This is a genomic window from Myceligenerans pegani, assembly GCF_014892515.1.
Classification (GTDB): Bacteria; Actinomycetota; Actinomycetes; order Actinomycetales; family Cellulomonadaceae; genus Myceligenerans; species Myceligenerans pegani.
The window spans coordinates 164734-185381 of sequence record NZ_JADBGR010000112.1; the positions used below are offsets into that span (position 1 = coordinate 164734).

The 20648-nt window shown below is 70.4% G+C and carries 18 protein-coding genes; 14 read left to right on the plus strand and 4 right to left on the minus strand.

Translation table 11 applies throughout. The annotated features are described in order from the left end of the window. Nucleotides 1–27: 27 nt before the first annotated feature. Nucleotides 28–2337, plus strand: coding sequence for a glycoside hydrolase family 36 protein (locus tag IIE03_RS25400; RefSeq protein ID WP_192865575.1), 2310 nt, complete (start codon nt 28–30; stop codon nt 2335–2337). 76 nt (nt 2338–2413) lie between these two features. Here IIE03_RS25400 and IIE03_RS25405 read toward each other — a convergent pair whose 3' ends face one another. Continuing rightward, a complete protein-coding gene (locus IIE03_RS25405; RefSeq protein ID WP_192865576.1) occupies nt 2414–4213 on the minus strand; it encodes an RICIN domain-containing protein in 1800 nt (599 codons plus the stop codon). Nucleotides 4214–4592: 379 nt separating this feature from the next. Here IIE03_RS25405 and IIE03_RS25410 point away from each other — a divergent pair, with 379 nt between their 5' ends. From IIE03_RS25410 to IIE03_RS25460, 11 genes are all read left to right on the plus strand, one after another. Beyond that, nucleotides 4593–5606 (plus strand): LacI family DNA-binding transcriptional regulator, encoded by a 1014-nt coding sequence (locus tag IIE03_RS25410; protein WP_192865577.1) that lies wholly within the window; start codon nt 4593–4595, stop codon nt 5604–5606. A 212-nt stretch (nt 5607–5818) separates the two neighbouring features. Further along, a complete protein-coding gene (locus tag IIE03_RS25415) occupies nt 5819–6613 on the plus strand; it encodes a DUF1932 domain-containing protein (RefSeq protein ID WP_192865578.1) in 795 nt (264 codons plus the stop codon). After that, nucleotides 6610–7632, plus strand: coding sequence for a DUF6282 family protein (locus IIE03_RS25420; protein ID WP_225998307.1), 1023 nt, complete (start codon nt 6610–6612; stop codon nt 7630–7632). The genes IIE03_RS25415 and IIE03_RS25420 overlap by 4 nt, the downstream gene beginning before the upstream one ends. After that, nucleotides 7629–8345, plus strand: coding sequence for a PIG-L deacetylase family protein (locus IIE03_RS25425; RefSeq protein ID WP_192865579.1), 717 nt, complete (start codon nt 7629–7631; stop codon nt 8343–8345). The genes IIE03_RS25420 and IIE03_RS25425 overlap by 4 nt, the downstream gene beginning before the upstream one ends. Further along, nucleotides 8342–9034 (plus strand): RraA family protein, encoded by a 693-nt coding sequence (locus tag IIE03_RS25430; protein ID WP_318843173.1) that lies wholly within the window; start codon nt 8342–8344, stop codon nt 9032–9034. The genes IIE03_RS25425 and IIE03_RS25430 overlap by 4 nt, the downstream gene beginning before the upstream one ends. Then, nucleotides 9031–9840 (plus strand): ABC transporter ATP-binding protein, encoded by an 810-nt coding sequence (locus tag IIE03_RS25435; protein ID WP_192865580.1) that lies wholly within the window; start codon nt 9031–9033, stop codon nt 9838–9840. Before IIE03_RS25430 ends, IIE03_RS25435 begins: the two co-directional genes overlap by 4 nt. Continuing rightward, entirely contained in the window at nt 9837–10691 is an 855-nt protein-coding gene (locus IIE03_RS25440; protein ID WP_192865581.1) for an ABC transporter permease, read from the plus strand. Before IIE03_RS25435 ends, IIE03_RS25440 begins: the two co-directional genes overlap by 4 nt. Nucleotides 10692–10755: 64 nt before the next feature. Next, the gene (locus tag IIE03_RS25445; RefSeq protein WP_192865582.1) at nt 10756–11823 is read left to right on the plus strand and encodes an ABC transporter substrate-binding protein; all 1068 of its coding nucleotides are present in this window, start codon (nt 10756–10758) and stop codon (nt 11821–11823) included. A gap of 62 nt (nt 11824–11885) precedes the next feature. Further along, nucleotides 11886–12533, plus strand: coding sequence for a GntR family transcriptional regulator (locus IIE03_RS25450; RefSeq protein WP_192865583.1), 648 nt, complete (start codon nt 11886–11888; stop codon nt 12531–12533). Between the two features lie 340 nt (nt 12534–12873). Then, entirely contained in the window at nt 12874–14010 is a 1137-nt protein-coding gene (locus IIE03_RS25455) for a DUF3500 domain-containing protein (protein WP_192865584.1), read from the plus strand. A 2-nt stretch (nt 14011–14012) separates the two neighbouring features. Beyond that, entirely contained in the window at nt 14013–15419 is a 1407-nt protein-coding gene (locus IIE03_RS25460) for a HupE/UreJ family protein (RefSeq protein WP_192865585.1), read from the plus strand. A gap of 112 nt (nt 15420–15531) precedes the next feature. Here the strand turns inward: IIE03_RS25460 and IIE03_RS25465 are convergent, their stop codons facing one another. Both IIE03_RS25465 and IIE03_RS25470 read right to left on the minus strand, forming a co-directional pair. Next, nucleotides 15532–16383, minus strand: a complete 852-nt coding sequence (locus IIE03_RS25465) for an NAD(P)H-binding protein (RefSeq protein ID WP_192865586.1) — start codon at nt 16381–16383, stop codon at nt 15532–15534. Nucleotides 16384–16441: 58 nt separating this feature from the next. Continuing rightward, nucleotides 16442–17155: an SDR family NAD(P)-dependent oxidoreductase gene (locus IIE03_RS25470; RefSeq protein ID WP_192865587.1), complete on the minus strand. Its 714-nt coding sequence runs from the start codon at nt 17153–17155 to the stop codon at nt 16442–16444. A gap of 124 nt (nt 17156–17279) precedes the next feature. On the opposite strand from IIE03_RS25470, the gene IIE03_RS25475 reads away from it, so the two are divergent. Next, complete coding sequence (locus tag IIE03_RS25475) at nt 17280–18119, plus strand: helix-turn-helix transcriptional regulator (RefSeq protein ID WP_192865588.1); 840 nt, start codon at nt 17280–17282, stop codon at nt 18117–18119. A 552-nt stretch (nt 18120–18671) separates the two neighbouring features. Here the strand turns inward: IIE03_RS25475 and IIE03_RS25480 are convergent. Beyond that, a complete protein-coding gene (locus tag IIE03_RS25480; RefSeq protein ID WP_192865589.1) occupies nt 18672–19898 on the minus strand; it encodes a sulfotransferase family protein in 1227 nt (408 codons plus the stop codon). A 373-nt stretch (nt 19899–20271) separates the two neighbouring features. On the opposite strand from IIE03_RS25480, the gene IIE03_RS25485 reads away from it, so the two are divergent. Then, nucleotides 20272–20648, plus strand: a 377-nt coding sequence (locus IIE03_RS25485) for a hypothetical protein (protein WP_192861858.1), incomplete at its 3' end; no start/stop codon positions are given.

Consider the following 20648-nt stretch of genomic DNA (forward strand, 5'->3'; position numbering starts at 1 on the left):
ACCCGACGCGGTGAGCGGGGTGATCGCGTGACCGTCGACCTTCCCGGCATGCCGACCGACGGCGAACAGTACCTCGAATGGGGGAACGACGTCGTCCGTCTCGTCGTCGCGCATGGACCCGACAGCGCGCCGCGCCTGGTCGCGCTGTGGCACGCCGACGAACCGCGCCCCGATCTGGCGGCGCTGCGCCGCTCGGCGCTGCCGGTGCTGGAAGTGGCGGTGCTCGGCGAAGGCCGCTCCGGAACATCCGGCAAACGACACGTCGACGGCGCCGTCGCGCAGCGGCTCCGGCTCACCGCCCACCGGGAGGGACACGCGGACGGCACATCCTGGCTCGAGTTCGACCTGGCCGAGGAACCCGTGGCGGCCGGTGCCGCCGGAACCTCCGCCGGAGCCGTCCCCGGGTTGCGCGCCACGGTGACCTACCAGGCGTTCGACGGCGTGCCGGCAGTGCGCTCGAGCGCGCGGATCACGGCGACGTCCACGGCCTTGCTGGATCACGCGACCACGGGCGTGCTCTCCGGACTCGGCCACGGGGCACGCTGGGAGGACGAGCTTGCCGTGTGGGAGGCGGCCAACCCGTGGAGCGGGGAGTTCCGCTGGCGTCGCTCGACCCTGGTGGAGCGCGGGTTGTACGACGTCGGGATGACCCGGTACGGGCAGGTCGGTGCGAAGAACCGCATCACCCTGACCTCGACGGGTGCCTGGTCCACGGCCGAGCATCTCGCGCAGGGGATGGTGGAGGACGCCCGTACCGGCCGGATGGTCGCCTGGCAGGTGGAGACCAACGGCGCGTGGCACGCGGAACTGGGTGACCGGTACGACGACGTGTACCTCCTGGTCACCGGCCCGACCGCGCTGGAGCACCAGTGGGCGGGGCGGGTGGGACCGGGTGCGTTCGTGGAGACGGTGCCGGTGAGCCTCGCCGTCGTGCCCGGACACGCGTCCGGGACGGACGCCACGCTCGGCGCCTGCGCCGCGGTGCTGACCACGCACCGGCGTCGTGGCCGGCGTGCGCACCCGGACCACGAACGTCTGCCCGTGATCTATAACGACTTTCTCAACGGACTGATGTCGGACCCCACGACGGAACGTGTCCTGCCCCTGGTCGAGGCCGCGGCGGACCTCGGTGCGGAGTACTACGTCATGGACGCCGGCTGGTACGACGACGAGTTCGGCGGCTGGTGGGACTCGGTGGGCGCGTGGGAGCCGTCGGTGAATCGGTTTCCCGGGGGCGGGCTCAGGATGGTGCTCGACCGGGTGCGGGAGCTCGGCATGAGGCCAGGGCTGTGGCTCGAACCCGAGATGGTCGGGGTGCGCAGCCCCGTCGCCGGGGCACTGCCGCCCGAGGCGTTCTTCCGACGGCACGGACGGCGGGTCACCGAATGGGGGCGGCACCAGCTGGACCTGCGGCATCCCGCCGCCCGAGCACACCTGGACGCCGTCGTCGACCGCCTCGTGGGCGAGTTCGGGCTGGCGTACCTCAAGTTCGACCACAACGTGGACATCGGGCCGGGGACCGATGGCGGACGCCCCGACGCCGGCGCAGCGGCGGGAGCTCCGGAGCCCGCGGGCAACGGCCTGCTCGGGCAGGGGCGCGCCTTCCTGAGCTGGGCGGCGGCGGTGATGGACCGGCATCCCGGCCTAGTCGTCGAGGGCTGTGCCGCGGGTGGCTCCCGTACCGACGCAGCCTCCGGTGCGGTGTTCCCAATCCAGTCGCTGACCGACCAGCAGGACTTCCGTCTCACCCCGCCGATCGCGGCCGCGGCCGCGTTCGCGATCCCGCCGGAGCAGGCCGGGGTATGGGCGTCGGCGGACGGCGCGATGGACGCCGAGGAGATCGCCTTCTCCCTGGTGACAGCGCTGACGTCGCGGGTGCACCTGGCTGGGCGCATCGACACGCTCGACGGGGGGCGGCGGGACGTCGTCCGCCAGGGGCTGGCTGTCCATCGCGCGCTGCGGGCCGCCGTGGCACGCTCCGTCCCGGTCTGGCCGCTCGGCCTGCCCGGCTGGCGTGACCGGTGGATCGCGGCCGGTGCTCGCGACGGCAACGACCTCTACCTGGCCGTCTGGCGGCGCGACGGCGTCGTGGGCGGCGGCCCGGCCGGACCCGGCCCCTCGGCCGGCGACAGGAAGGGCGACACCGTCCGCCTGCCGCTGCCCGGCCTGATCGCCACCGGCGAGGCCGAGGTGCTGTACCCGACGTGGGGCGGCGAGTCGGTGTCCGTCGTCGACGGTGGCACGGCTGTCGAGCTCAAGCTGCCGATCCTGCTGGCGGCGCGGCTGCTCCATCTGCGAGTGACCGGCGGCGAGCGTTCCGAGGTGGACAGAGACTGAGGCGAAAGCGGGCTGACTCCCCCCAGGGGAGAGGGGGAACGGGGCCGGCAGGCTCTGCCGGCCCCGCACCGTCGTCTCACCTGCCGAGGAGTCGCCAGGTCTGGTTCTTCGGGTTGCTCTGGCCGGCGGGGTTGCACGTCCACTGGTGTACGGCGGCCCTTGGCGCGGTGGAGATCTCGCTCACGTCGACGCATTTGCCGCTGTGGCGCGCGACGAGCTGGTAGTCCTGCGCGGCGTTGCCCGAGTAGGTCACCTTCCTGAGCTGGAACTGCTGGTTGTGGGCTCCGGAAATGCACGTCCACTGGTGCACGGCGGCGCCGTCGGAGGTCGACACCTGCGAGACGTCGAGGCACTTGCCGCTCTGCGCGTTCGTGACCGTGTAGGTGTCGGCCACTCCGCTGACCGGGGTGAAGCGCCAGATCTGCTGGTCTCCACCCTCGCAGTGGTACTGCTGCTGAACGTTGCCGTCGGTCCGGGAGAGGTCGGTGTTGTCGAGGCAGAGGCCGCTGTGCTGGGCGACGGCCACGGACGTGAAGCTAGCGTCACCCGGCGGCAGGACGGTGATGGTGTAGCCGTCGTCGTAGTTGGTGCGGGGGATGTTGACGGTCGTGGCGTTGTTGTTCAGCGTGACGACGGTGTCAGAAATGGTCTCGGGCCCCTGCACCGCGCCACCGGCGTTGTAGGGGACACGCTGTACGAGGACCCGCACCTGGTTGCCGGAGGCGATGTCTGAGGTCGCGTGGAGGTTGTTCAGGTTGATCGCCATGTTGCCGGTCGTGCCACCGCCGCCCAGCAGGATCTGGGCCTTGCCGGCGGATTTCGTGGCGAAGGCGTCGTAGGCCGGGCTCGGCGTCGTGGAGACGATGTTCCCCGTCATGGAGCCGTAGTACTTGTACATCCACCATTCGCCGGTGGGCAGGTACTGCGATCCGGTCTTGACGAGCAGCTTGGCGAGGTAGTCGTTGAGTGCCGCTCCTGCACCCCAGTTGGCGCGGAGGCCGACGGCGCCGGCTCGCTCGAACCGGGCGATGTACCACGCGCCGTCGGCAGGCGTCTGCTCGGACGGGCTGGCGTACTCGTTGATCTGGTACCGCGTGGTGCGCGGCAGGGAGCGCTCGGCCAGCAGCGCGTCAGCCGCCTGGCTCGTCGCGACCGGATCGCCGGGCAGGACGTGCCAGCTGTAGATGTCCGGGGTGTCGCCGGTCGCCCTGGCGTGGTCCAGGTAGGTGGTCCACCAGGTGTTCGACGCCGACGGCGGTCGGGCCGTGCTGGGGCCGACGATCACCGCGCCCGGGACGGCCGCCCGGATGCGGTCGTGCGCCCGGCTCCACATCTGGAGGTACTGGGCCTGCGTGCGGTTCCAGAAGAGGCTGGCGTCCGGCTCGTTCCAGATGTCCCACTGCACCTCGACACCGCTCGTCCGGACGTCGGCGATCAGCCGGTCGAGGAAGGCGTCGAACGAGGACCAGTCCCCGTCGTCACCGGGGAAGACGGCGGCACGGGCCTCACCGTCCGCGCCCCACAGGTCGTGCACGAGGATGACGAACGTCCCGCCGAGCTGGGCGGTCCGCTCTGCCTGCTCCCTGGTCGCGGTCCAGCGGCGCTCGTACGTCCCGCCGATCCAGCCACCGGGGTTGTCGAGCTGGGCGCCGCCCGCGCGCATGTAGTTCCACCCGATGTCGGTGTAGAAGTGGTCCTGCGGCAGCGTGCCGTCCTCGGTCATCCCGTAGATGGTTCCCGAGGCGAGGTGCTGCGGTGAGCCGCCCGAGACGGCAAAGTCGACGGAGACGGTCTCGTCGGCGGCGACGGCGGCCTGGCCCGGCGCAAGCGCCAGGCCGACCGCCGCGATCGCGAGCGGGGCGACGGCTCGTCGCATTCGCTCCCTCCGGCTTGTCCGGCGGGGGGTGTTGGCGTATTTCACGAGCGCTCCTTTGCATCTGTGCGGGGACCGCTCCGCAGCGAGCGGTCCTTTTCGGAGGATCTCTGCCCCGGCGACCGGGGTCGGCGGGTGCGGTCGTGACGGCGTACGGATCAACCGCGGCCGACGCCGCGGACCGGCGAACCGGTTCGTCAGCGAACCGGTTCGCCAATTACATCACTCACGGCAATCGCCGACAAGGGGTCCTGGGCCGGCCGTGCGATCGGGGATGTGCCTCCGGAGGCCGGTGCGTCGTGTTGCCGCCTGCCATCCTGGTCATCAGCGAACCGATACGCTCGCGCTCGCAGATGGAGAACGGCCGGAGGAGGCGCGTGGCATGGCAACGATCGGTGATGTCGCCCGGGAGGCGGGCGTCGCGCGTAGCACGGTCTCTGCGGTCCTGACCGGCCGCAAGCTCGTCCTGCCCGAGACGCGCCAGCGCGTCGAGGATGCGATCGCCAAGCTCAACTTCTCCGTCAACGCCGGTGCCAGGGCCCTGGCCACGTCCCGCACCATGGCGATCGGAGCCGTCGTGCGATTCCACGAGGCGGAGTTCAGCCCGGCGCTTGCGACCTATCTCGTCGCTCTCTCCGACGCGGCAACCGAACAGGGCTACTCGGTCCAGTTGCTGACCGAGCGGGACGGTGTGGGGGCAGTACACCGCGCGATCGCCGGACGACGGGTGGACGGCCTCGTCCTGTTCAACGTCGTCGAGGACGACCCGCGTCTGGAGCCGATCACGACCGCAGGCTTCCCGGCCGTACTCCTCGGCATGCCACGCGAGACCCGGGGGGTGGACGCCGTGGACCTCGACTTCGCCGTGGGTGCGCGCCTGCTCGTGGACCACCTCGCCGACTCCGGGCACCGCGAGGTGACCTTCGTGCGATGGCCCGACTCCCTGTACGCGGCGGGCGCCACGTACGCCCTGCGTTTCGCCGACGCGGTCCGGCAGCGGGTGGCCGGCCACGGCATGAAGCTCGAGGAGCTCGCATGCCCGGTGGGTCCGGAGCAGGTGCGGGCGGTGCTCGGCGAGCGGCTGCGCCGTGCCGACGCGCCGCACGCACTGCTTGTTCACAACGACGCGGCCGCGGCGATGCTGCCGTTCGCCCTGCATGATGTCGATGTCAAGACTCCCGGGGGGCCCAGCGTCGTCTCCCTGCACTCGTCCGAGCTGGCACGCCTGTACGCGCTGCCGTTCACGTCGGTCGAGTCGGAGCCGGACGCGGTCGTCCGTGCGGCGGTGGAGCTCGTGATCAACAGGATCGCGGATCCTGGACTGCCTGTCGCTCGTCGCCTCGTGGCCCCGCACATCGTCGAACGCGGCGGCGTCAGCCGCTCCGCCGCGTCGTGAGGTATGGGCTGGTCTCAGCCCGAGCCCCATCCGCTCGGCGAGCCAGGTGAGGCTGCCCACTCGGTCCCGCGGCACCGGTACGGCCATCCGCCGTCCGGCGTGGGTCTGTCGGAAGCGGACGGGCCCGCCTTGCGCAGCCACCGTGGTCTGGTGCACACTCATGTCGACCAGATTGTCGACATTGTTGTTGACACCAGAGGAGGCGGGCGAGGATGGCCGTACGTGTGGCAGTGCTCGGGCTCGGCGAGGCCGGCTCCGAGATAGCAAGAGGACTCGTCGACGCCGGCGCGGTCGTGCAGGGCTACGACCCGATCAGGCCGGCGCCCTCGGGAGTCCACGTACGCCACAGCGAGGCGGACGCCGTCATCGGCGCCCAGCTCGTGCTGAGCGTCAACAGCGCCGCTGATGCCCCGACCGCGCTCCGCAACGGCGCCCGGGCCGCTCACCAGGCAGTCTGGGCCGACCTCAACACCGGGAGCGCCGGCCTCAAGCGCGACCTGGCCGCGGCACTCGCCGAGTCGTCGCCGACCTCGCTCTTCGCCGACGTCGCCCTGATGAGCCCCGTGCCCGGTAGGGGCCTGCGCACCCCTATGCTCGTCAGTGGCCCCGGCGCCCGGCAGTTCGCCGAGACCCTCGGGCCGCTGGGCGCCGGCGTGACGATCATCGACGGCGGGCCCGGACAGGCCGCCACGCGCAAGCTGTTGCGCAGCGTCTTCTTCAAGGGCCTCGCCGCAGCCGTCGTCGAGGCGCTGGCCGCGGCGCGGACCGTCGGCCTCGAGCCCTGGCTGCGCGACAACATCGCCGACGAGCTCGCCCGCGCGGACGCCACGACGGTCGAGCGGCTGGTCGCCGGGTCGGCCGAGCACGCGCTGCGCCGGTCCCACGAGATGGCGGCGGCGGCCGAGCTGTTGGCCGAGCTTGGCGTCGAACCCCGCATCGCCGGCGCGAGCCGCGACCTCCTGGTCGAGCTCGCACATTCCAACCACGCAGAGGAACGGACCGTATGACCGACACCCACGCCCACGCCGGCCTGCAAGGCCGCATCGGCCCGGAGGCCTCCGTCGGCCCCGACGCTCACCCTGTTCCGTCGGCACGAGCCCGTGAGCTCGTCCGAGGCGCCTACGACACACACGTGCACGTCGCTCCCGACGTGATGAAGCGGCGCGTCGGCGACATCGAGCTCGCCCAGCGGTTCGTCGACGTCGGCCAGGCCGGGTTCGTGCTCAAGTCGCACTACGTGCCGACGGCGGAGCGCGCAGAGAACGTGCGCAAGGTCGTGCCGGGCGCCGACGTTCTCGGCGCGATCACGCTCAACTCCTCGGTCGGCGGGCTCAACCCCGTGGCCGTCGAGATCGCGGCACGGCAGGGCGCCCGCGTCGTCTGGCTACCCACCGTCGACTGCACCAACCAGCGTGAGAGCCGCGCCCAGGCGCCGGCCGGCGCCGTCCCGCCGATGTGGGCCCAGATCCAGGACGAACTCGCCGAGCGCGGAATCATGGCGCCCGCCATCCCCGTCGTCGACGACGACGGCCCGGTGCAGGCCCTGCGCGACGTGCTCGACCTCATCGCCCGGCACGACCTGGTGCTGGCGACGGGGCATCTGTCCGGCGCGGAGATTCTCCAGGTCGTCCGCGCGGCGGCCGAGGCGGGAGTGCGGCGCATGGTGGTGACGCACCCCGAGTTCACCTCGCAGAAGATCCCCGTCGACGCCCAGCGCGAGCTGGCCGAGTACGGCGCCCTCATGGAACGGTGCTTCACGACCCCGCACAGCGGCAAGGTCTCGTGGGCGCAGTTCTACGACCACGTCCGCCGCGTCGGACCCGAGCACTCGGTCCTGTCCAGCGACTTGGGGCAGCCGTTCAACCCGCCCGTCGAGGACGGACTGGCGCTGCTCGCCGACGGTTTCCTGGCCAACGGGTTCTCCGAGGAGGAGATCCACACGATGGCGGTCGTGAACTCCCGGCGGCTCGCGGTCGTCGGGGCCCCCGTCGAAGCTCCTGTCGGCTCCGAGGGGGTGCGCGCATGAGCGGGCGCCGGCTCCTGGTCGTGGGCGCGCACAGCGCCGACTTCGTCTGGCGTGCCTCCGGCGCGATCGCCAAGAACACTGCCGCCGGTGGCGAGTCCGTCGTGGTCGCACTGTCCTACGGCGAGCGGGGCGAGTCCGGAGAGCTCTGGAAGGAGGAGGGGCAGACCGAGGAGAACGTGAAGGCCGTGCGGCACAAGGAGGCCGAGGCGGCCGCCGCGGCCGTCGGCGCGGAGCTGGTCGCCCTCGACCTCGGTGACTACCCGCTGCGCGCGGAGCCCGACGCGGTGGACCGCCTCGCCGGTCTGATGCGCGACTTCGCGCCCGACGTCGTGCTGACGCACCCGGACAAGGACCCGTTCAACCCGGACCACCCGGTGGCGCACACCGTGGCCGCTCAGGCGCGGCTGCTGACCTCCGGCGCCGGTGTCGAGTCCGGCTTCAGGACGGTGCCGCCTACCGAGTTCCTCGTGTTCGAGCCGCACCAGCCCGAGCTGTGCGGGTTCGTGCCGACCGTCTTCGTCGACATCACCTCCGTGATGGACCGCAAGGAGGAGGCCATGTCCGCGATGGCCGCGCAGAGCTACCTGCGTGAGTACTACACCGAACGCGCGGGCCACCGCGGCAACCACGCCCGCAAGGTGACGGGCGACAAGACGATCCGACAGGCCGAGGCGTTCCAGCGCCTGGTGCCGAACGTGGTGGAGGCACTGTGAGCACCGACTCCGACATGAGCACCGATCTCGACACGATCTGCCGGGAGCTGGCCGACGCCGGCGTCGCCACCGTGTACGAGGCGGCGGGCAGGCAGGGAATGGTCGACGTCGAGCTGCAGCAGATCGTGCCCGGCACCCGCGTGGCCGGACCCGCCCGTGTGGTGGCCTGTGCCCAGGACGACAACTTCGCGGTGCACCGGGCGATGTCCGTGCTCCAGCGCGGTGAGGTGCTCGTGCTGGCCATGCCCGAGCCGCGCGCCGTCGGCCTGGTAGGAGATCTGCTCATCACCCAGGCGAAGGTGCGCGGCGCCGCCGCCATGCTCGTCGACGCCGCCGTGCGTGACGTCGATGACGTGCGCGAGCTCGGCCTGCCTGTGTGGACCCGCTGGGTTCGCGTCCGTGGCGCACGCCGCACCGATCCGGGTGACCTCGACGTCCCGGTCGAGCTGGGCGGTCAGCCGATCCGGCCGGGCGACGTCGTCGTGCTGGATCGGGACGGCGCCGTCGTCGTGCCTCAGGCGGGCCTGCCGGGCGTGCTGGACGCAACCCGTGCGCGGCTCGCCCGCGAGGCACGCATGCGCGAGCGGCTGCTCGCGGGCGAGCTCAGCTATGACATCCACGGACTGCGCGAGATCCATGAAGAGCGCGAGTTCCACCGGCAGGACGAGAAGGAGAGGAGCCCGAGATGATTGCCTCCACCGCGACGCACCCGGCCGCCCCCGGCACCGACGCCGACGGCGTGCTCGAGGTCCGTGACCTCGCCAAGTACTTCGCCAAGGGGGACCAGGACCTGGTGGCGTTGCGCGAGTTCAGCATCACGGTGCGGCCCGGACAGTTCCTCGTGCTGCTCGGTCGTAGCGGCTGCGGCAAGTCGACGCTGCTGAACCTGATGGCCGGCCTCACGCGGCCCACTGCGGGTCAGATCCTCTACCGCGGCACCGCGATGAGCGGGCCCAGCACCGAGATCGGCTACCTGACGCAGCACGACACGCTCATGCCGTGGCGGGACGTCACGCGCAACGTCGAGATGCCACGTGAGCTGCGGGGCGAGGGTAAGAAGTCCCGGCGCAAGGAAGCGCAGCGGCTGATCGAGCTGGTCGGCCTCAAGGGCTTCGAGCACCATTTCCCGCGGGAGCTGTCCGGCGGCATGCGACGTCGGGCGAGCCTCGCCCGGATGCTCGCTTCCGACCCGGAGACCCTGCTGCTCGACGAACCGTTCGGCGCGCTCGACGCCCAGCTGCGCACGGAGCTGCAGGGCGAGCTGCTACGACTGTGGCAGGGGACCGGCCGCACGGTCGTGTTCGTCACCCACGACATCGAGGAGGCCCTGCTCCTCGCCGACCGGGTGGTCGTGCTCGGCCCGGTCGGGTCGGTGCTGCTCGACGTCGACGTCGACCTGAACCGCCCGCGTGACCCCGACGAGGTCCGGGTCGACTCCCGGTTCGTCGCCCTGCACAAGAGCCTGTCCGCCGCACTGAAGGAGGGCGCACGATGAACGCCGTGACCACCGCCGACGCCGGAGCTGCCGGGCTGGGCGCCGCCGGCCCGCTCCAGGTGCAGGCGGACCGCGGGTTCCGGGCGAAGCACGGCCGCACAACGATCGTCTGGGCGTGGCGGGTCGGACTCCTGGTGGCGCTGGTCGCCGTCTGGCAGGTTCTGTCCGGCCCGGTGCTCGACCCGCAGTACGTGAGTTCGCCTCAGGGGATCTGGGAGCGGCTGGCCGGCTGGACGGCGGACGGCACGCTGTGGACCAACACCTGGATCACCATCCAGGAGATCGTGCTCGGGTTCCTGCTCGGCGCCGGAGCGGGCGCCGTCCTCGCCTACCTGATCGCGCCGATCCGGGTGGTCTGGGCAATCCTCGACCCGTACGTCATGGCCTTGTATGCGATCCCGAAGGTAGCGCTGGCTCCGCTGTTCATCGTCTGGTTCGGCATCGGCACCGACATGAAGGTGCTGCTCGCGGCCGTGTCGGTGTTCTTCCTGGTCTTCATCAACACCGCAGCCGGTGTTCACCAGGTCGACTCGGCGCTGATCGACGCCGTGCGGCTGATGAACGGCAGCCGCCGCGACATCGCGCTCAAGGTGGTGCTGCCCGCGTCGATGACCGGCCTGCTCACCGGCCTGCGGGTGTCGATCCCCTACGCGCTGATCGGTGCCGTCATCGGTGAGCTCGTCGCGTCAAACCGTGGTCTCGGGTTCCTCATCAGCGACTCGTCGGCGAAGTTCGACACCGACGGCGTGTTCGCGACCCTGCTGGTCCTCTCGATCATCGCCATGGTCCTCAACGGCTTGGTGGGGCTCATCGACGCCCGTACGAGCCGCTGGAAGCCGCTCGATGCCTGACCTGCGAGCCCCCGTTGTGCCCAGTCTTGCCAGCCCAGTTGTGCCAGCTCAAGGAGGAGCTCTCATGAACACGACACACAGGACCCCTGCCCGAAGGGCCGGCGTCGCCGCCCTGATCACGATCAGCCTGGTCGCAGCTGCGGGCTGTGCCAACAGCGGGAGCAGCGAGCCCGCCACGGGTGCCGACGCCATGACGCTCGACGTGGGGCAGATCAGCGACTCGGTGGCGTTCTTCCCGATCTTCGTCGCCGAGGACCAGGGTTTCTTCGAGGACGAAGGGCTCACCCTCGCGGAGCGCCCGCGCCTCGGCACCGGCGCCAAGCTGGCCGCAGCCCTGGAGTCGGACAGCATCGACATCGCCGGCGGCGTCATGACCGACGCGTACAACCTCTACCAGATCAACGACGAGGCCCGGGTCATCGGATCGCTCGTCAACGAGTACTACGTCGACGTCATCGCCGGGGAGGGCATCCCGGCCTCGCTCGACGACGCGCCGCTCGAGGAGAAGGTCGGCGCGCTGGAGGGCAAGGCCATCGGCATCACCGGGCCGGGCAGCGGCACCGAGGCGCTGATCTCGTACCTGCTGGCGCAGCAGGGCCTCGACACCGCTACCGACGTCACGCTGGTCAACCTGGGCGCCGACCCGTCGGCCGCGATCGGGGCGCTCAAGGCCGGACGAGTCGACGCTCTGTCGTTCTTCCAGCCGGTCGGCGAGCAGGCCGAGGCCACCGGCGTCGGCCGCATCTTCATCTCGCCCGCCCGCGGCGACGTGCCCGCGCTGGCCGACGCCGTCCACGGCGCACTGTTCACCACGCAGGAGGTGATGGACCACAAGCCGGACGCCGTTGCGGCGTTCGTCCGCGGCATCGCGAGCGCCGAGGAGCTCATCAGCACCGACGCCGTCGCCGCGGCCGAACTGCTGCAGAAGTACCAGTCGACCATGGACGCCGACACGATCAAGCTGCTGACGCCCGTGCTGCAGGACGAGATCGCCGAGACCCCGGTGCCTACCGAGAGCGGGTACGAGACGTCCGCGACCTTCCACCAGGAGAGCGGACTCATCCCCGAGCCGCCAGCCTTCGCCGACCTGGTGCCCGCCGCGTGGATCGAGTCTGCGCTCAAGGGCGACTGATGCTGAAAGAATCCCCGAGAGCCTGAAACCGGACCCCGACTGCTGGACGGAGATCTTCGAACATGGCTGTGGACGCGGACATCAGGGCGCTCATCCTGGAGGGCGAGCTGGTCCCTGGACAGCGGCTCATCGAGTCCGAGCTGGTCGAGCGGTTCGGGGCGTCCCGGGCCGCCGTCCGCGACGCGTTCGGCCGCCTCGAGGGCGAGGGCCTGGTCGAGCGCGTGCAGAACCGGGGTGCCCGCGTGCGCGTCATCCCGTTCGACGAGGCCATCGAGATCACCGAGGTCCGCCGGGCTCTAGAGTCGCTGTGCGCGGGCAAGGCCGCGGAGCGCGTCACCGACGACGAGATCGCCGAACTACGCGGCATCGCCGCGCAGATGAAGGACGCTGCCGGCAGCGGCGACGTCGGCGAGTACGGGTTGCTGAACCGCCGCCTGCACGCCTGCATCCACGAGATCAGCGGCCAAGGCACCGCACGGGCACTGATCGCCCGGCTCCGGGGCCAGATCGTGCGCCACCAGTACCGGCTCGCCATGAAGCCCGGCCGACCGGCCAAGTCCGTCGAGGAGCACATCGCGATCGTGGATGCGATCTGCGCACGCGACCGGGTCGCGGCAGAGGCAGCAATGGCCGCCCACATCGACAGCGTGCTCGCCGCGATGCGGCAGACGAACCGGGCCGCGACCGAGGAAGCGGCGGCAGCATTGTGACACAGCCGCCCCTCGACTCGACGAAGATCTACCAGGGCACCGGCCGCCGCCTGCCCGGACCTGCCCGCGAATGAGGAATGGCCTGAACCTACGATCCGTAGCTTCAGGCCATTCCGATGTCCTGCGACATCACATGGTCGGGCTGACCTCGGCCCGCTGTTCTACCGCGCGACCATCACGGTGACGGCAGTGAGCTGACGCTCAGCGGTCGTGGAAATCGGCGGGGCATTCCTGGCGCGCTCATAGCCATGGCAAAGTGGTTCTACAGGATATTCTTTTGTCGTCACCAGAAAAGGAATTCATGTCGCGATTCACAGAATTGAGTTGTATGTTCTCGCACATGAAGAAACACATCGAGGTAGATGGCGACGGCCGGAGCGCAATGCTTCGGGCCCTCGCCTGCACGGCGGGTTTCGCGATGGTCCTGACGGGTTGCTCCGGCACGGGTGACGCGGGTTCCTCCGAGACGGATACCGGTTCGTCCGCCGCGAGTACGACCTCGTCCGGCGATTCGAGCGACGTCGTCGCTCTGGCAGAGGCCTTCGCCGCGACGCTCGACGACGACCAGATCGCCGAGCTGAATCAGGACTACACGTTCGAGAACGCCGCCGCCTGGTCGAACTTTCCTCAGGCGCTGCTGACGGGCGGTGGCCCGGGCGGCGGTACGGCCCGGGTCGGACTGGCGACGAGCACGCTGTCGGACGAGCAGTGGACGGCGCTGGAGGAACTGCTTGCCGGCGTGACGGGCGCGGAGGAGAACGAGGGCTTCGACGAGATCATGCAGCACCTCGAGGCCGACGACTACCTGGCGGACAACGGCGGTGGGGACGACTACGGCCGCGGCAACTTCTACATCGCGTTCCTCGGTGAACCCACCGACGACGGTACGTGGGAGCTGCAGTTCGGTGGTCACCACCTGGCGCTGGCGAACACCTACACCGACGGGGAGCTCGCCGGTGCGACGCCGTCGTTCCGGGGCATCGAGCCGATGGACGAGGTCGAGGTCGGCGGGGATACGGTGATGCCGGAGCAGCAGGAGCGGACGGCGTTCGCCGAACTGCTCGGCTCGTTCGATGACAACCAGCTCGCGGCCGCCGAGCTCCCGGAGTCGTACGGCGACATCCTGCTCGGGCCCGGCACCGACTGGGCGTTCCCCCAGGAGCAGGAGGGCATCGCGGCCTCTGAGCTCTCCGACGACCAGAAGGACCTGCTGATCGCCGCGATCGACAGGTACGTCGGCGATATCGACGCCGACAACGCCGAGCGGATCCTCGCCCAGTACGAGGACGAACTCGACGACACGCACATCGCCTATGCCGGCGACGCCACCATGGAGTCGACCGGCGCCTACGTCCGCATCGACGGCCCGTCGGTCTGGATCGAGTTCTCGATGCAGGGCGGCATAGTCCTGGACGGCGCCCACCCCCACGCCGTGTGGCGGGACAAGAACAACGACTACGGCGGGCTCAGCTCCTGACCATGAGAGAGAAGATCTTCCGCGCCGCGCTCGCCGTCCTCGCGGCGGGCGCGGCCGCCCTACTGGCCCCGGCCCCCGCGTCGGCGCACGTCGTGCCGTCCACGACGATCGAACTGGACGTCCACGACGATCATGTCACCGCGCAGCTCACGCTGCCTGCCACCGATCTCACCACGGCAAGCGGGATCGCCGTTCCCGAGGGAGCCCTGGAGGGTGCGACGGCCACGGCGATCGAGACGTATATCGAGGACCACTTCGCCGTGACCACCGCGGGCGAGGCGTGGCAGGTCGAGGTCCACGACGCCGCCACGGCGCGGACCGAGCAGTGGGGAACCGGCGAGTTCCCGGCGGTCACCGCCACCGCCACGCTCACACCGCCGTCGGGCGTGAGCCCACGCGCGTTCTCCCTCGCCTACGACGCAATCATCCACCAGGTCGTCACCGCCGACATCTTCGTGATCCTGCGCAGCGACGTCCTGGACGACGGTTCGTCGAGCGCGGCGACGGCAGAGGTGTCCGCCGCCGGCTCGACGACGAGCAACTCGGAGACCGGTCAGCCCGCGGGGGCGACGTCGGCCCGCAACCTCGGCACGATCACGCTCGACACGCGCACCGGCACGGTCGCCCCGCTGGACGTCGACCTCGACGCCGACGAGGGCGGCGCGCACGGATTCGCCGGGATGTTCCGCCACGGCATGTCGCACATCGCCGAGGGGACCGATCACCAGCTGTTCCTGCTGACGCTCCTGCTGCCCGCGCCCCTGCTCGCGGCCGGACGCCATTGGGGAGCGGTCTCCCCGACGGCAAGGGCTGCCTGGCGGATCACCGGTATCACCGTCGCGTTCACGATCGGGCACTCCGTCACGCTCGCGCTCGGCACGCTCGGGCTCCCCGTACCGCGACAACCCGTCGAGGCCTGGATCGCCGTCAGCATCCTGACCGCCGCCGTCCACGCCGTCCGCCCGCTCTTTCCCGGCCGGGAGGCCCTCGTCGCGGGCGGGTTCGGACTGGTGCACGGCATGGCGTTCTCCATGACGCTGTCCGCGCTGGAGCTGTCCGGTACCGAGCTCGCCCTGAACCTGCTCGGATTCAACCTCGGCATCGAGGTGATGCAGCTGCTGGTCGTACTGGTCGTGCTGCCGCCACTGGTGGTCCTCGCACGCACCCGCGCCTACACCGCGCTCCGGGTTCTCGCGGCCACGCTCACGGCCGTCGCCGCGACCGGCTGGCTGCTGGACCGTGTCGGCGTGCCGAACCCCGTCGGGCTGGCCGCCGACACGCTCGGCGCCGCATCACCATGGATCGCCGTGGCCCTCTGGACCTGGGCCGTCACGGCGCTGGTCGCCGCGCGCGTGCGGCGACCCGGCGAGGTGGCTCGCGGCGACCAGGCGGCGCTGCCGTCCACGTGAGTGCTTCCGGTGCCGGACGCAGGTCGACTGCAGCTCTTGGTGTTTGAGGTGTGGAGACACGGGAGCGTGGGCGCTCAGCTGGGGTGACCGAGCGCCCCACGCTCCGGCGACGTCAGTTGAACTCGGAGCGGTGCTGCTCGGCCCACTGGCGGAACGTGCGGGGGGCGATGCCGGTAAGGTTCTGGACGTCCTCGCTGAGGATGCCGGAGCGGCCGGCGCGGAACAGCTCATGCAGGTTCTGCAGGCCACGCGCCTGCGGCTCCGGGGTGCCGCGGGAGATGTTGATCTCGGCGAACTGCTCGGGGGTGACGGGCACGAACTCGATCTCACGGTCGAGGACGTCGACGAGGATCTCTACCTGCTCCCGGGCGGAGAGCGCCTCCGGCCCGTTGAGGATGTAGCTGTGGCCCTCGTGGCCGGGCTCGGTCAGCACGGTGACCGCGACACGGGCGAGGTCATAGGAGTCGATCGGCGGTGTCAGGCCGGGTTCGGTCGGGTCGTAGACCTTCCCCTCTGCGGCGATGCTGTCCTTCCACCACAGCGCGTTGGAAGCGAGGGTGTTTGCCTTCAGGTAGGTGACGGCCAGGCCCGAAGCTCGCAGCACGTCGTCGCGGGCCTTGATTGCGGCGCCGATGATCGGCATCGGGTGGACCACCGTCCCGATCGAGGACAGCACCACGATGCGGTTCACACCCGCTGCCTTCGCGGCGTCGACGACGTTCTGTGCCTGTGCGGGAACCGGGGCGGCCTGCATGAAGAAGATACCGTCGACTCCTTCGACCGCCTTGCGCAGCGCGGCGGTGTCGTCGAGGTCGCCGACGGCGAGTTCTGCCGTCTCTGGCAGCTGCCGGCGGGCCTTGTCGACGTTGCGCACGTATGCGCGCACGTCGTGCCCGGCGTCGATCAGCTGGGCGACGAGCTCGCCGCCGACGTTTCCGGTGGCTCCAGTGATGAGGAAGGTCATGATGCTCCTTGGAGAGGTTGTCGTGGGGTCGTGAAGTGAATGAATGGGATGGGCGGGATCACCAGGGGACGTCGCCGTCGCGGTCGCGGTAGCGGCCAGTCAGGTTGCGGTCTTCGCCGATGGCGAAGCGGATGATCGCGTCGGTGCCGTCCGTGACCGAGTGGCCCATGTCGCCGGTGAACGCGGTCGCCGTCAAACCGGGGTCGGCGGCGTTGATCCGGATGCCTGGCAGCAGCCGGGCATAGCGTGCGGTCAGCATGTTGATTGCGGCCTTCGAAGCCGCGTAGAACGGGCTACCTGCTCGCGACTCGATCGTGGACAGGTCATGGAATCGGGCCAGCGATCCCAGTCCGCTGGTGACGTTGACGATGCGCGGCTCCTCGGCGCGTTCCAGCAACGGCAGGAAGGCGTGGATGACGCGGACGTACCCGACGACGTTGGTGGCCAGTACCTGCTCGATCCCTGCGGCGATGAGATCGTGGATGTCGCCCTGGGGGCCGGTGATGCCGGCGTTGTTGACGAGGATGTCGAGGTGCCCGGCCTCGGCTGCCACCTGGGCGGCTGCCGCCGCTACCGACTCGTCGGAGGTGACTTCAAGCGGAACGAACCGCGCACCGATCTCCGCGGCCGCCGTCGCACCCCGCTCCGGGACGCGGGCACCGAGATACACGGTGTGGCCCGCGTCGACGAGGCGTCGGCCCGTCTCCAGCCCGATACCCCGGTTCGCTCCGGTGACCAGTGCCACCGATGCCCGTTCTCTGGGTGATGCCATGCAAGATCTCCTCCCGGTCCGGTACCGATTCCCGGCCGAGAACAACTCTGCGGTCGGGCGCGCGTGACAGCCTGGCCCGCCCTGTCCCACCCTCATCGGGCTGTAGGAGAGGACAATGGAGGACATGGAAGCCCTCCTCGAACTCGGACCGCTGCTGCGCACTTGGCGTGGGCGGCTGCAGCCGGCCGACATCGGCTCGCCGTTCGGGTTCACGTCGACCAGGACTCCGGGGCTGCGACGAGAAGAGGTCGCCTGGCTGGCCGGTGTCTCCCCGGACTACGTCAAACGACTCGAGCAGGGCCGCGCCCACCCCACCGCCAGCGTCGTACACGCGCTAGCCAGGGCACTGCGCCTCTCCGAGGCCGAGACAGCGACCGCATTGCGTCTGGCCGGACACGCCAGCGACCTACGGGCGCTGATGCCCCGCCGGATCACGCCGAGCGTGCGGCGCCTCCTCGATCGCTTCCCCGACACCCCGGTGGCCGTGTTCGATGCCGCCTGGACGCGCCTGGACCAGAATCCGATGTGGACCGCGCTGACCGGTGACCCGCGTGGTCGCGGCGAACGGGACGACAACCTCGTCTGGCGCATCTTCCTGGGCGATCCCGGGCGGGTGCGCCACCCGGAACCCGACCAGTACCGGGCATCGATCGTCGCCGACCTGCACCGGGTCCACGCGCGCTATCTGAACGACTCCGACCTGGCCTCCATGGTGAGCACGTTGCGTCAGCGTAGCGACGAGTTCGAACGGTTGTGGGGCACCTCCGCCCTCGGCGAGCACGGCAATGAACGCAAGACAATCGACCATCCCGAACTCGGCCCCATCGAACTCGACTGCGACATCGTCACCGTCCAGGGAGCCGACCTGCGGATGATCATCTTCACCGCCGAGCCCGGCACCGCCGCAGCCGAACAGCTCCAACTGCTCGACGTCATCGGCTCCGAGCACGTCAGCACCTCTTGAACAGCGTCCGCGGGCGATGCTGACCATCGCCGACGCACGCGGAACAAGCGCGCGGGTCCGACCGCGCCTCCCGGTTTGATGTCACTGGCCGGCGTGCGGCCCTGGTCATCGCCCGGCGTCGGTGTTGGCCGCGGTTGCTGCCTGGGGCTCGATGTCCGCGTTCCGCACCCGGAGGCTTGCCATAATCGCTCGGTAGGAGTCGCTGCCGATGACCCGGGTCACCATCACCGACCCGGGGCGATCTGATCGCCGTCCTGGACGGCCGCCCGGAACGGGTCGTGACCCTGAACGAGCATTCGGGCTGCGAGGACGTCACCACGTTGTCCGACATCGTCTGCGAGACCGATGCGACCCGGCACGTGTGCTGCCGCGCCGACGTGCACGCCGATGATCACGAATGCCGGCACTGCGCAGCGAGATGGAGGGAAGGCTCATCCCGCCACAGCGGCTGATCAGTGCCCGGCCGCGCCCTGCGAGCACGTGACCGGACCACTGGGACTACCGCCGAACGGGACACCGAGGTTGATCCGGTGAGCAAAGCGCCAGGACGCGTCACAGTTCGGTCGTGGGTGCGGCGTCCGTCGCGTCGAATGTTCCCAGGAGACCCAGGTAGGGGGCAAACGCCTCGGTGACCCGTTCGGGGGACAGTCCGTAGTCGGTCATGTCGTAGCGGTGTGGGCGGCTGCCCGCGGGTCGCGCGAGCACGGCGTCGAGCCGCGCCTGGTCGCTTGTCGTCCATGACGCCCCGATCGCCGCGTACACGCGCGGTACCTCCGCGTGTGGTTCGGCGCTGAGGCGGTGGTAGGGCACGTCCACGATCGCCGACGGCGGCAGGCCCAGCCGCGACTCCAGGCCGTTGGTCACCATCGTGACCAGCATGTCCAGCACGAACCGTCCGATCTCGGTCCGGTCGGGGTCGTTCTGGTAGAGCGACCAGGCGGTCTCGATGAGGCTGCAGGTCGATCCGACGACGGCGGCCGGGTCGCGATGCGTCCACACGAACGTCGCGTCCGGGAACACCTCCTTGATCGTGGGCATGTCGTTCAGGTGCTGCGGGAACTTCAGGATCCAGCGCCGGCGCTCACGACCGTGCTGAAGCACCTGCAGCCCTCGCTTCAGGTGCTCGAAGTCGCAGGCCGGCCCGGCCGCGCCGCGTCCCGCGAGCCATGCCGCGTATGACGGCATCGGGCCGAACTGTGCCTGCCAGAAGCCGTGCGGCAGCAGCCACATCGACTCCTCCGGCTGCGCGGCGGCGGTCGGATGCTGATCCTTCAGCCCCGGCGCGAACAGCGCGGTCGTGATGCGGCTGCCCAGGTCGTGCCGCTTGATCTGCCGGGCGGCGACCGCGGGATCCTCAAGACCGGTGTATCCCATCTCCCACAGGAGCGGGCCGCGGTGCTCGGGAGAGGCTGCCAGCAGCCGGTGCGCAAGGGTGGTCGCCGTGCGCGGCAACCCCAGTACGAACACCGGGCGTTCGATCGGCTCGTCGGCGATCTCGGGGCGGTTGGCCAGTAGCGCGTTGATCCGCAGCCGGTTGACATACCTGTCCTGGAGCGTGGTCAGGGCGAGCGTCCAGCCCAGGGCGGACAGCCGGGGGATCTCGGCCACGCCGGCGACAACCGCGCCGAGACCTGCAGCGAACTCCGGGTCCGTGGTACCGGCCGCCCGTTCGGCCCGAGCAACGGCCTTGGCCCACGCCGCCGCGGGATCGTCCCGGCCCCGCAGTGCAGGGCCGAAGACGGTGTTGACGAGTTTGGCGGCGCGCGTGGTACGACTCATGAGGTTCCTCCGCTCCCGAACAGGCGGTCCGCTCATCACCAGCGAGAACGGCTCCGACTGTGTAGCCAGACGTGGAAGAACCCTGCCGCAAACCGGCACATCTGTCGAACACCTACCCTCGCCACCCCGCACGAACTCAACCGAGTGCATCGGGGGCGCTACCCGTGCCTCCGCGCCTCGTCCCATCCGGGTGGACATACCGGCGCCCCACACGCGGCCTGCGGCAGCAGCGCTGCGCGTGCCGCGCAGGCATGAAAAGCTCTGCCCTCAGAGATGCCGATGCGCCAGGCCAGGGCGACCCGCCTGGGCCGCTCGGTGATCAGCCGGCCGCGTCCAGGTAGGAGACCGGGGGAGAACAGGGGGCGAGTGCGTCATGAGTGAGATCACCGAGTGCCCGCGGTGCGGTGCCCACAACGTCGTCAACCGGCAACCGGTCGACGACGAGGGCTGGTGGACCTGCCGGGCCTGCCAGGCACACGGGCCGGGCGACGTCGAGCGTTGCCTGTGGGGAGAGGCCGAGCATCCCGCCGAGCCGGGGTACCTCATGTGCACCGAGCACCTGGCCGAGCACCTCGCCCGGTACGGGCCGGGGGCGCGGGCGAAGGACGGTGACCGGCTGGTCGAGCAGCTGGAGCTGGACGAGGCCGGCCGCGCCACCGTCGTCCGCGCGCTCGCCGCGCCCGCGCTGGCGTTGATGGTGTACGCCGCCTTCGACCACCGCACCGGCCGCGTGGACGGCCGCAGGGTCTG

Excerpts from the sequence above, each read along its gene's own strand:
- IIE03_RS25440 (WP_192865581.1), top strand. The coding sequence starts at position 9,837 with ATGAACGCCGTGACCACCGCCGACGCCGGAGCTGCCGGGCTGGGCGCC.
- IIE03_RS25425 (WP_192865579.1), top strand. The coding sequence starts at position 7,629 with ATGAGCGGGCGCCGGCTCCTGGTCGTGGGCGCGCACAGCGCCGACTTC.
- IIE03_RS25445 (WP_192865582.1), top strand. The coding sequence starts at position 10,756 with ATGAACACGACACACAGGACCCCTGCCCGAAGGGCCGGCGTCGCCGCC.
- IIE03_RS25480 (WP_192865589.1), bottom strand. The coding sequence starts at position 19,898 with ATGAGTCGTACCACGCGCGCCGCCAAACTCGTCAACACCGTCTTCGGC.
- IIE03_RS25415 (WP_192865578.1), top strand. The coding sequence starts at position 5,819 with ATGGCCGTACGTGTGGCAGTGCTCGGGCTCGGCGAGGCCGGCTCCGAG.
- IIE03_RS25420 (WP_225998307.1), top strand. The coding sequence starts at position 6,610 with ATGACCGACACCCACGCCCACGCCGGCCTGCAAGGCCGCATCGGCCCG.
- IIE03_RS25460 (WP_192865585.1), top strand. The coding sequence starts at position 14,013 with ATGAGAGAGAAGATCTTCCGCGCCGCGCTCGCCGTCCTCGCGGCGGGC.
- IIE03_RS25405 (WP_192865576.1), bottom strand. The coding sequence starts at position 4,213 with ATGCGACGAGCCGTCGCCCCGCTCGCGATCGCGGCGGTCGGCCTGGCG.
- IIE03_RS25470 (WP_192865587.1), bottom strand. The coding sequence starts at position 17,155 with ATGGCATCACCCAGAGAACGGGCATCGGTGGCACTGGTCACCGGAGCG.
- IIE03_RS25455 (WP_192865584.1), top strand. The coding sequence starts at position 12,874 with ATGAAGAAACACATCGAGGTAGATGGCGACGGCCGGAGCGCAATGCTT.
- IIE03_RS25475 (WP_192865588.1), top strand. The coding sequence starts at position 17,280 with ATGGAAGCCCTCCTCGAACTCGGACCGCTGCTGCGCACTTGGCGTGGG.
- IIE03_RS25450 (WP_192865583.1), top strand. The coding sequence starts at position 11,886 with ATGGCTGTGGACGCGGACATCAGGGCGCTCATCCTGGAGGGCGAGCTG.
- IIE03_RS25465 (WP_192865586.1), bottom strand. The coding sequence starts at position 16,383 with ATGACCTTCCTCATCACTGGAGCCACCGGAAACGTCGGCGGCGAGCTC.
- IIE03_RS25410 (WP_192865577.1), top strand. The coding sequence starts at position 4,593 with ATGGCAACGATCGGTGATGTCGCCCGGGAGGCGGGCGTCGCGCGTAGC.
- IIE03_RS25435 (WP_192865580.1), top strand. The coding sequence starts at position 9,031 with ATGATTGCCTCCACCGCGACGCACCCGGCCGCCCCCGGCACCGACGCC.